Source organism: Actinomadura luteofluorescens, from assembly GCF_013409365.1.
In the GTDB taxonomy this organism is placed as follows: Bacteria; Actinomycetota; Actinomycetes; order Streptosporangiales; family Streptosporangiaceae; genus Spirillospora; species Spirillospora luteofluorescens.
The window spans coordinates 874,621-886,073 of the sequence record NZ_JACCBA010000001.1; the positions used below are offsets into that span (position 1 = coordinate 874,621).

General features: G+C 76.7%; 3 protein-coding genes. All 3 read right to left on the reverse strand.

Going from position 1 to position 11,453, the window contains the following annotated elements; genetic code table 11:
- Positions 1 to 36: 36 nt before the first annotated feature.
- Genes BJY14_RS03840 through BJY14_RS03850 form a run of 3 tightly spaced genes read right to left on the reverse strand, consistent with a single transcriptional unit; the run spans position 37 to position 11,452 of the window.
- Entirely contained in the window at positions 37 to 1,911 is a 1,875-nt protein-coding gene (locus BJY14_RS03840; protein WP_179842327.1) for a hypothetical protein, read from the reverse strand.
- Positions 1,908 to 6,404 carry a hypothetical protein gene (locus BJY14_RS03845; protein WP_179842328.1) on the reverse strand — a complete coding sequence of 1,499 codons (4,497 nt, stop codon included), beginning with the start codon at positions 6,402 to 6,404 and terminating at the stop codon, positions 1,908 to 1,910. Before BJY14_RS03845 ends, BJY14_RS03840 begins: the two co-directional genes overlap by 4 nt.
- On the reverse strand, positions 6,401 to 11,452 hold the full coding sequence (locus BJY14_RS03850) for a VCBS repeat-containing protein (protein WP_179842329.1): 5,052 nt from the start codon (positions 11,450 to 11,452) through the stop codon (positions 6,401 to 6,403). Before BJY14_RS03850 ends, BJY14_RS03845 begins: the two co-directional genes overlap by 4 nt.
- Position 11,453 lies beyond the last annotated feature (1 nt).

Here is an 11,453-nt window from a genome sequence, read left to right on the forward strand (position 1 = left end):
GAAGGTCGGTGGTGGGAGGGCTTCGCCCGGGGACGGTCAGCGGGGCGCGACGGCGTCGTAGCGCAGGCCGCTGGAGGCGGTGCCGCCGCCGGTGCGCTTGGCGCGGGCGAGCCACAGGTGCACCGAGCCGTCGGTCCAGCGGGCGAGCCGCCACTCGCGGACGACGCGGAGCCCGGCCCGTCCGACCTCCTCCTCGGGGACGGCGAGCCTCACCACCCGTCCGGTGTCGGGGGCGAGGGTCCAGTCGAGGACGCGGCTGTGGCCGATGATCGGCACGGGGGCCCCGCCCCGGGTGGGCTGCTGGAGCGGGACGCGCCGGAGGCGGACGCCGTCCGGCCGGCCGTCCTCCGGCGTCGGGACCAGCGGAACCCAGTTCTCCGGCACGGTCGTGGCGAAGGTGTAGGTCAGCTCGGGGAGTCCGGGGACGTCGGCGCGGGCCGGCACCCGGGCGCGCGGCACCTGGCCGTCCCGGTCGATGGGCTCGCCGGTGGCGCCGGTGACCGTCCGCTCGACGGCCCAGGCGAGGTTGGCGGTCTCGTCGCGCAGGAACCGCACCTCCTCGACGGGCGCCGAGGACAGCGTCGAGGACGTCGTCGGCGGCAGGACGAGCAGCGGCGACGGCGATTCGCCGCGGGCCGACGCGGGCCGGAACAGCCCCCAGCCCTGGCTGGTGCCGCCGCCGGGGCCCGTCGCGGGCACCAGCGTGCGGACGCCGAAGCTGTCGGTGACGACCAGCGAGCGGATCCGGGTGACCGAGCCGCTCGGCACGTCCACGGGGATGACGAAGTGGTCGTTGCCGTAGACGGTGGCGTACTCCACCAGGACCATCCGGGCCAGGTCGGTCGGGCCGGCGCCGATCCGGCCGAGGTTGACGTCGGCGTCCTCCATCTCCCAGAACCGCGTCGCGGGCATGCCGGGGTAGGCGGCGCGAGTGGGGACGACGACCCGCGTGCGCCGCTCGGTGTCGGACGGCGCGTGCAGCGACGCGTCGGGGTCGTGGTCGAGGTGGTACCAGTCGAGCCGGTCGCCGCCGTACTCGGGCGCGGTCAGGACGGTCTCGCCGCCGGAGCCGGTGGCGGCGACCGCGAAGGCGTACTCCATCCGCTCCCGCTGCCAGGTGCGGACGTCCGGGCCGGGGGTGTCGACCAGCGGCAGGAATCCGTCCGGCGGCCACGGCGGGTCCTGCGCGGCGCCGCCGGGTGCGGGCGCCAGCACGCCGGGCAGCCGCATCAGGTGGCCCGGGTCGGAGGTGCCGGAGGGCCGCTCCCCCACCTGGAGCCAGTCCAGCCAGCCGGTGACGGCCGCGGTGACGGAGGCCGTCAGCTCGGCCGGGACGTTGACCGAGCCGGGGAACGCGCCCTTGGCGTAGTCGCGGAGCACGTCCGTGCCGTGCGGTGCCCGGCCCGCCATGATCCGCAGGTAGCCGGCCGTCGTCTCGTCGGCGGCGGACGGGCCGTCCGCGGGCGGCCCCGGGATCGGGTAGCGGGCGACGACGGCCGCGCGCACCGCCCCGGCGCCGTGCTCGGACAGGAGGCGGAGCAGCTCCTGCCCGATCTCGGCGGCCCAGCGCAGGTCGTGGGCGCCGCCGGTGTCCTCGGCCTCGACGACCGCCTCCAGCGGCCGCGCCGCTGGCATCGGCGCCGCCGGGCCGCCGGCGGGCCCGTACCGCACCTCGGTGAAGCGCGCGGACTCGACGTCGAGCCTGGCGAGGACGGGGCTGCCCGCGTCCTCGCCCTGGAACTCGCCGAGCTGCCACTGCCGGGCGAGGAACCAGAGCGGGTCGGCGGTGCGGGCCTCCAGCGCGGGGCTGAGGTCCTCGGCGCGGGTGCGCGGCTCCAGTCGGCTCCAGGTGGTGATCGACGGGACGTGTGGTGGCTTCTCGGCGTCCGGGAGGAGGTCGGGAACGGTCATCGGATCCCCCCGGGGGTGGACGGAGCGGCGGACGGAGCGGTGAGCGTTGCGGCGGGAGCGGTCCCGTCGGGTGGCGGCGCGTCCGGAACGAAGTCGGTGGAGGTCTGCGGCTCGGTCAGGTTCACCGGGACGTAGGTGCCGGGCAGGAACTGCCCGGCCGCGCCGAGCGAGTCGATGTCGGCGGCGCGGGCGCGGGCCAGGTCGAAGGCCTCCTCGAGCGTCTGCACGAGGGCGTCGGGCTGCCAGGCGGGCGCGCCGTCGGCGGGCACGGCAAGCAGGACGGCCTGGGGCGCGGTGGCGCCGGGCGCGTCGTACTCGAAGGTCAGGCCGGTCTCCTGCCGGGCGGCGGGCACGACCTCGGTCCACTCGTCCACGAGGAGCCCGTGGACGGGCTTGGCGGGGTCGAAGTCGCCGAGGGTGACCACGACCATCGAGACGACGTCGCCGTCCGGTGCGCTCTCCCCCGCCCAGCGGTCGCCCGGCTTGGAGGGGAACTGGACGGCGCGGACGGTGGGGGGCAGCGTCGCGGCCCCGGCCCCGGTGAGCGCCTCGGTGTAGGCGAGCGCCTTCTGGAGCGTCCCGACCTTCGGCCGCACCCGTCCGTACTTGGCCAGCCACCGGCGGACGGCGTGCGCCGTTCCGCCCTCCAGCTCGTTGCCGGGGGCGAGCGTGGCGGCGAGCGCGGCCGGGTCGGGTGCCGCGGTGCTCTGGAGGACGGGGAGGTCCTGGGCGAACAGCGCCCGGAGCCGTGCGGTCTGGAACTCGCGGCGCCGGGCGGGCGATCCCGACGGCAGGTCGTAGTCGGCGGGGACGCAGGTGCAGGCGTCGAGCGTGCAGTTCAGCGCGCGGCCCCGGTACTCGGCGACGATCCGGCAGTGCGCCAGCCTGCGGTGCAGGAGCTCCGTCCGCGCGGACGCGGCCTGCTCCATGACCTGCTGCGCGGCTCCGGTCCGCGGCGGCGGGGCGACGGTGCCGAGCACCCCGAACCCGGCGGCGCTCGCCAGGGCCTTGCGCACCTCGGTCTCGGTCGTGGCGGCGAGGCCGGTGATGCTGGTGCCGACGATCTGGAGGGCGAAGTCGGCGCGGTTCCTGGTCGCCTGGTCGAAGGTGCTCTCGGCGGTGGCGCCGGGCCCGGCGAGGTCGGCGGCCTCAACGGGGCGGGACTGGGTGAGCAGCCGCCGCACCGCCGAGGCGGCCTCCAGGAACTCGGCGAGCGACACCTGGTCGGCCGGCCAGGTGGGGTCCCGCTCGAAGCCCGGTTCCAGCGCCCAGTCCTCGCCGATCTTCGCGGCGTCGCGGCGCGGCCAGGCGGCCGCCTCGATCCGCCGCTCCAGTTCGGCGCCGGCGTCCGGGCGCGCGCCCCGCACCGGGGCGGCGACGTGGTCGATGGCCGGGATCTGGAGGAAGTCCAGGCTCAGCGGTGGCTGGACGACGGTGCGCGCGCCGTCGGGCGAGCGCCATGTGTTGCGCCACTTGACCCGCCAGTTCGGCGGCAGCAGCGCGGTGGCGACGCCGTCGGCCGGGGCGGCGGCGAACACGCGCACCTGCTCGGCGATCGGGGCGCCCCAGCGCAGCTTCTCGAACCGGGCGTCGTAGTTGAACAGCAGCAGGACCCGGTGGGTGACGGCCGCGCCGCTGTCGGCGGTGCGGCAGAACTGGAGTTCCGGCGGGGTGGAGCCGCCGTGCGCGGACGCGTCGAGGGCGGCGGCGGCGCGGGTGGCGTTGCCCTGGGCGATCTGGTGGACGCCCTCGGCGAGCAGCGCGTCGCCCACCGCGTCGATCGCGTCCGCCAGGTCGGTGAGGACGTCCTCGACGGCCGTCCGGTCGCGGACGGGGAGTCCCGCGAGAACCGCGTCCAGGTCTCCGGCGCCGTAGAGGCGGTGCAGTTCCAGGCCGTCTGTCACCGCGGTCGACTCGATCGCCGGGACGGCGGTGGCGTCGGGGGTGACGCTGTGCGCGCGGATCGGCGCGGCGTCCCGGAACACCGGCAGGTGCTGGTCGAAGGGGCCGCGCGGGTGCTCGTGCAGGCCGCGCTCGAACCGGTAGCCGAGCAGCAGGCCGAGCGGCTGCCCGTCGCGGACGCCCGCGATGAGCTGCTCCGCCAGCCGCACCCGCCGCGACGTGAGCTCGACCGCCAGCGGGTTGCCGCCCGCGTTCGCGGCGCCGCCGTCGCCCGAGGCGCCCGCGCCGCCGTGGGAGCGCCAGCCGCTGCGCAGCACGGCCGCGGTGACGGCTTGGGTGAGCGACGGCGCGTGCACGTGCCCGGCCTCGTCCGGTGCCGGGTAGAGCGGCCCCGCGGGGACGCCGTCCGGCAGCGGGACCTGGTCCCCGGTTCCGGCCGGCGGGACCAGGTTCGCGACCCAGCCGTAGCCGCCGATGTGCACCCCGGCCTTCTCCCCGGCGGCACGCCCGCGGACGAGCCCCTCCAGCCGCCGGGTGGCGAACGAGGTGATCCAGGCGTCCAGCCGGTGCGCGGTCAGCGCGAGCGTCCCGGCGACCTCGCGTTCCAGCCGCCCCGGCGTGAGACCGGGTCCCGCGAGCCTGGTGAGGGTCGCGCGGAAGTCGCGGATGCCCTCGGTCACGGTCGCGTGCCGTGTGTCGCCCGGACGGTCGGCGGCCGCGAGGTAACCGCCGACCGTCAGGGCGGGATCGGTGCCGCCGCCGGGCAGCGGGAGGGGCTGCCTGAGGCGCCGCGCGAGCGTGGAGGTCACCTCGCGCGGGAAGATGTCGATCAGCTCGGGGTCGGGGACCTGCCCGACGCCGTCGATCAGGGCGGCGGCGTTGGAGTGCTCGGCCAGCAGCGCCGCGCGCAGCAGCCGCCGGAAGAGCGGCGCCGGACCGGACGGCGCGGGCGCCTCGTCCGCGCGGAGGCCGGGCGCGGCCAGCTCCTGAAGGTAGGCGCGGATCGCCGCCGCGTCGGTGCCCGCGATCGGCGTGGCGAGCCGCATCGACGTGTCGGCGAACACCGCCAGGGCCAGCGGCGGGTCGTCGGCGGTCCCGAGGCCGAGGTCGGCGAGCAGCCGCCGGGACGGCCCGGCCACCTGCTCCCGCCAGCCGCCGCCGAGCTCCAGGCGGGCGAACCGCCACAGCCAGGCGACGTACTCGTTGCCGAGCATCGCGCGGACCCGCATCTCGCGGGGCAGCGCGTCGGTCGCGAGGATGTCGAGCATGGTGCCGTCCGGGTCGTCCAGGCCGGGACGGATCCGCGGCACCGGCGACGTCAGCCACACCCGGTCGAGCAGCCGGGTCAGCAGGTCCACGGCCTTCGCCTCGCCGGGCCCGGCGGCGGCCCAGCGGCGCATCGCCGCGACCGGCAGCACGCCGTAGACCTGGCGGCCGACGCGCAGCGTCGGCAGCGGCCCGTCCGGGTGGACGTGCGCGACGAAGTGCGACCGGATGGCGGGCAGGTCCGAGTCCCGGCTCGTCTCGTGGCCGTCCATGAGGTGGCGGACGAGGTAGTCCAGGGAGGCGGGGAACAGCAGCCGCCGCACCGCGGCGCCGGTCCGGCGCAGGTCGTCGCCGCCGTCCGGGGCCCGGCCGAGGGCGGTGGCCGCGCCGGACGGGGCGGGCGCCCGCCGCGTCCGCTCCAGCAGGTCGCCGGTCCGGGAGACGAGCGGGAGCGCCAGCGCCTCCGCGAGCAGCGCCGCCGCGCTGTCCGGGCCGACGGCCGTCGCGGGCGCGCCGGTGACGCGCGCGTCCGCCGCCGTCTCGCGGGACCTGGGCGCGTACCCGCTGGACACGGTCTCGGTGTTGTTGGTCGGCGTGCCGGGCGGGACGAAGCCGAGCCCGACCGTCGCGGCCTGCGCCTCCAGCAGCTCCGCCAGCCTCGCGGCGGCCGTCTCCGGCGCGGCCCCCTCGTCCACGCCGTAGACGACGAGCAGCTCGATCTCCTCGGTGACGCCGTCCACGGCGACCGCCATCCCGGCGTCCACCGCGGCGGGGAAGTCGACGAGCCACCGCATGCCTTCGTCGACCGCGGCGTCCTCGTCGGTGAGCCCGGCGAGACCCTGCGGCGCGCGGGGGGACGGGCCGACCGCGAGGTCCGGACGGACCTCCTTGGCGAAGTCCGCCGCGATGACGCGTCCGCTGGCCGTGCGGGCGGCGAGCCGCCACCGGGTGGGCATCGCGCGCGCGTGGGGCGCCTCCTCCCAGGTGTCGGTGCGTTCGAGCGGTCCGGGGAACTTGCCGGTGTCGTCCGGCTGCATGACCCGCGCGATCCAGGTCGCGCGGGGTGCGCCGTGATAGAGGACGAGTTCCTCCCAAGCGGCTTCGGGCTCGTTCTTCCGCGTCCAGTAGCGGCGGCCGGCGTCCCGCTCGGTAGGGGTCAGCTTCGCCTCGTGCGAGTCGACGTGGATCTGGTCCGGGTAGATCCGGATGAGCAGCCGGGAGCCGTCGAACCTCGTCTCCAGGCGGACGGGCAGCAGCGCCACCGGGTACCGGGCCGACAGCGACCAGCCCGTGGCGGGCACCTGGCCGGACAGTGCGAGATTCATGAGCGGGCTCCGATCGCTCCAGTGGCCGCGGGGACGATGAGGGCGCCGGACGCCGGCCCGGCGAGGACGCCCGGCTCGGCGAGGGCGGCCGGGGACGGGTCGGGAGGCAGCAGGTCGCTCGCGTGCCGGGCGACGAGCGCGGGGCGTTGCAGCGCGACGCGGGCCATGTCGGCGGCGTTGCGGCCGAAGACGGCGCCGTCGAGTGGCTCGCCGCCGAAACCCGGCGCGTGGGGCGACAGGAACAGGGCGTCCGCCGGGAGGTGGCCCCAGTGCAGGTCGTCCCAGTGGGCACCCGCCCAGGGAGTGCCCGGCACCCAGTCTTCGGGCGGGTCGTCCACGCCGAACCGGGTCGCCGTGGGCTGCTCGCGCAGGACGAAGAAGTGTCCCGGCCGTTTCTTCGCCGGGTCGGCGTCGCCCCGGGCCTCCTCCGCCGTCAGCGGGAAGCCGAACAGCAGCAGGTCGGGGTTCAGCCAGGCGTGGAAGGTGGGCAGGACGTCGGGCCCGGTGCAGTCGCGGCGGCCCTCCTTCCACGTCGCGGCCCGCATCGTGACGACCGTGGACGGGTAGCGGCGCATCGCCTCACCGCGGATCACGAGGATCAGCGACCGCTCGCCGGGCGCGCCGACGGCGGTGAGGTGGGTGCCGAGCGGCCCGGTCCGCCAGGCGGGCTCGGTGAACGGCGGGATGTCGGTCAGCGGCGCTCCGGCCGAGACGGCGTTCCGCACGTCCCAGAACTGCGGGAACCAGGTGTTGCGGGGGTCGGCGGGGAAGCCGCGCCACAGCATCTCCCGGCTCATCTCGTGGTTCAGCCCGACGAGGAACGCCTCGATGAACCGCGGGTTCGCGGCGAGCGCGGTCAGCGTCTCGGGCGCCACCTCCGGCAGACCCGGGACGACGTTCTCCTGCGAGAGCCCGCGCAGCAGTTCGTACGCGGGCACGGTGAACCGGACGCCCGCGAGCAGCCGCCGCAGCGGGTCGCCGGTGTCGGGGATCGCCTCGGCGAGCGGCCCGTCGCCGAGCCGCAGCCCGTCGAGGACCTTGCGGGGCACCGTCGCCTCCGGCCGGAGCTGCTCCCGGACGGCCGCCGCCGTCGCGTCCACCTCGATCTCGGCGCCGCGATCGTCGCGGGCGAGCGCCTGCGCCGGGGCGAGGTACTGCTGGTGCTTCAGCGCCGCCTTCATGAAGTCGTCGCCCATCGCGGCGCGGTCGGCGACCAGGCTGGGCCGCAGGTCGGCCAGCGCGACGCCGCCGCCGCGGACGGACGCGCCGGGCAGCCGCTCCACGTTCCGCGCCTCCGTCCAGCCGGTGGCGGCGCCGTCCGCGCCGAGGTCGAACCCGATGCGGTAGGCGGCGTCGTTGCCGCCGGACGCGCTGCCGACCCGGTAGACGAGCAGGTCGGGGCGGCGCGTGCCGCTGAAGTCGGCGACGACGATCCCGGCGCCGTGCCCCCAGCCCGCCTCCCGGTCCTGCGGGACGGGCACGAGGCCGCTCCAGCCGCCGAGGACGACGCCGCGCCGGTTGAGCGTCCGGCCGATCCCGTACCCGGCGAACGGCCTGCCCGCGGCGTCGGTGCCGCTGAGGAACACGACCAGGTCGGGCCGCAGGTCCTGGGAGACGTCGGCGACGTCCACGGCCACGTCGCCGAAGGACGTGAAGGAGTAGGGCAGCGTCACCGTGTCGCTCCAGCCGCCGGTCACGACGCCGTCGTCGGACAGCCGCCAGCCGATCCTGTAGCGGACCCGGCCGTTCGCCGTGTAGACGAAGACCAGCTCCGCGCGGCCGTCGCCGTCGATGTCGGCGAGCGCGATGTCGGCGCCCTCCGCGGGCGCGCCGAGCGGGTCGTGCGCCCGGCGCGGCGCGCTCCACCGGGCGGGCACGCCCTCGGTGTCGAGGTCGAGCCCGAGCTGGTAGGTGATCTCGCCGAGCTCGTCGCCGAGGACCACCATGACCTGCGGGCCGGACGGCGTGATCCGGCCGGCCGTCACGGCCATCACCTCCACGTCGATACCGCCGAGGTCCGGGCCGGTGCGGGCGCCGGAGAACCCGCCGATCCGCCCGTCGGCGTCGAAGCCGTGCGCGACCCGGTGCCGGACGCGCCCGGCGCCGCCCTCCTTGGCGAAGTCGGCGACGATCAGGGACGAGAACAGCCCGACCCGGGACGCCCACCGCTTGTCGGGCACCGGGACGTCGCCCGGCCCCCCGGCGCCGCGGACATCCCGCGGGAAGCCGTGGTCGGTCCACTGGCCGTTGTGGTCGACGGACGCGAGCCGCCCGTCCGCGGTGACGGCGAACAGCTCGCTGTCCCGGCCCTCCCGCAGGACGACGGGGCCCGGCTGCCGGAGCGAGAGGCCGCCCGGCGGACGCAGGCGCGCGTTGCTCCAGTTCCACGTGTCGCCGCCGGCATGCTCCAGGCGGCACATCACGACGTCGTTCGGGTTCGCGTCGGGGACGACCAGCATGCTGATGGTGGGACGGCCGTAGAAGTCCACTCCGGCCTCCCGCGCCACCGACACCACCGACGTCCCGTTGTACGGCTCCCAGTAGTTGGAGGCCGGCCGGAGGTCGCCGCGGGTGAGGATGAGGTTCCCGTCCCGGGACGCGTACGCCATCCCCGTGAGGTGCTCGTAGTCCGGCCAGGGGGCCGCGAGGTTGCCGTTCACCAGCGGTGTGGGGTTCTCACCGACGTTCAGGTTGATCCACTCCCGGGTGGTGAGCCCCTGCCGGGAGCACGCGTGCAGCCCGCCGAGGTTGGTCGTGACGTAGACGAAGTCACGGCTGCGGGACGAGATCGGGCCGATCAGCACCTCCTTCGAGCTGGCGAAGGTGGGGCGGCCGAGGGCCCGCCACGTCCAGGTGCGGGCCTGGTAGTCCCAGTCCAGGGCGTACAGGCCGTTGTCGCCTCCCAGGACGTAGACGGAGGTGCCGCCCGCGTGGGGGTCGGTCCTCGCCCCGCCCGGAGGGGCGCCGCGGTCGGCCCAGACGAAGCCGGCGCTCGGCGCGTCCCGGTACCGCTCCCACAGGTTCCCGTCGGCGGTGCGGACCAGCACCTGCGGCGCCCCGCCGGTCCGGATCGCGGCCCCGGCCGACCGGACGGGCTGTCCGCTCGGCGGCGTCCCGTGGTCGAGCCATAGCCAGCGGTCCTCGACGAAGCGCCGCTGGAACAGGTGGCCGTCGTTCGCCGCGACGAAGAACCCCCCTTGCACCATGTCCCCGCCTTCGGACGCGAGCGTCCGCGGCGTGTCGTCCGACACGGCGGCGGGGCTCGCGGCCGGTAGTTCCCCGGGGATGCTCCCGGCGGCCACGCCGGCCCGGGTGGTGTTCCACCAGGGGTCGGCCATCGCGGCGCGGATGGACGCCTCGTCCACCGAGCCCAGCAACCGGCCCGCGACCTTCGTGAACGGCGTTCCCCCGGCCGGGACGTCCGCCGGAGGGACGGCGGTGTCGCCCGTCGCGAGCCGCTCCACCGGGGCCGGCACGGTGCCCGCGCGCGACGCCAGCGGGCCCCGGGGGCGCAGCAGCCGCCGCATCGGCACGGACGTGGCCGCCCGCAGCCCGGCGTTCCCGGCCAGCTCGTCGCCGACGCTCGGCCCGCCCTCCACGTCGCCGCCCACGGGACCGTCGCCCTTCGGGCCGTCCGGCCCCTTCCGGCCGATGCCCGCGCCCCTCCGGGCGGCGGTCGCGTCCGGCGCCTCGATCTCCCCGAGGACGGGGCCGGTGACGGCGAGCAGCTGCGCGTCGGTGAGGGCCCCGCCGGGCTGCTCCGGGTCGAGCCGCTTGCCGTGGAGGGCGGCGGACACGTCACGCGCCGCCTGCCCTCGCAGGAGCACCTCGTTCATGTCCCGGACGGCGGCCGCCGCCGCCCACGCGGCCGCCGCCAGGTCCTCCTGGTGCCGCTGGATGATCTCGGTCCCGAGCGCGGCCGCGGCCCGGTAGCGCGGGTCGAGGTTCAGTTCCCGCAACCACTTCGGCTCGCCCGCGGGGAGGTCCACCTCCGCCGTGTGGACGGCCCCGTACAGGGGCGGGGTGAGCCACTCGTCGGTGTCCTGGAGCAGCTCCTCGATCACCTCCCGCCAGGACGCGCGGACGCCCTCTTCCCATACGGTCGGCTCCATCACCGGCGACGACAGCGCGCCCTCGAAGCCGAGCACGGACGTGCCCACCCGGCCCGCGGGCTCGGTGGCGGGCAGCCCGCCGCCCGGCGCGGAGATGTCCACCGGCCGCTTGCCGACCTCCGGGGGCAGCGGGCGCGCGCGCAGCCGCCGGACCAGGGACTCGAAGTCGCCCTCCGGTCCCGTGGTGAACGACCAGTGGTGGTAGGCGGGCAGCACGACGACGTCCTGCGGGGACGGTTTCGGGGAGCCCGGCCCCCACGCGGGGACCAGCGTCCCGGTCTGGGCGGGCCGCCCGCCGCTGCCCGCGAGCCGTCCGGCCTCGAAGGCGGGGACGACGGCCGCGTGGTAGCGGGTCCCGGCCTGGAGCCTGCGCGGGCAGACCAGCCGCGACAGCGTGCGGTCGGGATGGTCGCGCAGGACGTCCGCGACGTCGCCGTCCTCCCCGGTGAGCAGGACCTGCGCGTGCGCCCACGCCCACGACTCGGCCAGCGGCGGCAGCTCGCGGACCGCGCAGGTCAGTGTCGGCAGCGCCCCGGCGGGCTCGGCGATCTCGCCGTCCTCCGCCGGGACGGCGACGAGCACCAACCAGGGGCGGAGCCGGCCCTGCGCGTCGGCCTCGGCCGGGGTGAACGCCCACGGCAGGTCCGGGCGGTCGAACTCGACCGCGGCGAACAGGGTGTCCTCGGCGCCGTCGGTGCCGGGCGCCGGAAAGCTCCGGATGACCTGCCGGTCGTCCAGGCCGGTGACGTCGCCGGGCCCGTGGATCGCCGCGGTCGTGTCCGCCGGGATCACCCTCCCGTCGTCGGCGGTGAAGCCGACGTGCAACGGGATCTCGCCGCGCAGCTTCGGCAGGGCGCCGCTCAGCGGGTCGGCGCCGGTGACGGCGCGGGCCAGGCCGTCCCGGACCCAGGGCAGGAAACGCAGTCCGGCGGCCATG

Coding starts and splice junctions, on each gene's coding strand:
- BJY14_RS03840 (WP_179842327.1), bottom strand. CDS start 1,911: ATGACCGTTCCCGACCTCCTCCCGGACGCCGAGAAGCCACCACACGTC.
- BJY14_RS03845 (WP_179842328.1), bottom strand. CDS start 6,404: ATGAATCTCGCACTGTCCGGCCAGGTGCCCGCCACGGGCTGGTCGCTG.
- BJY14_RS03850 (WP_179842329.1), bottom strand. CDS start 11,452: ATGGCCGCCGGACTGCGTTTCCTGCCCTGGGTCCGGGACGGCCTGGCC.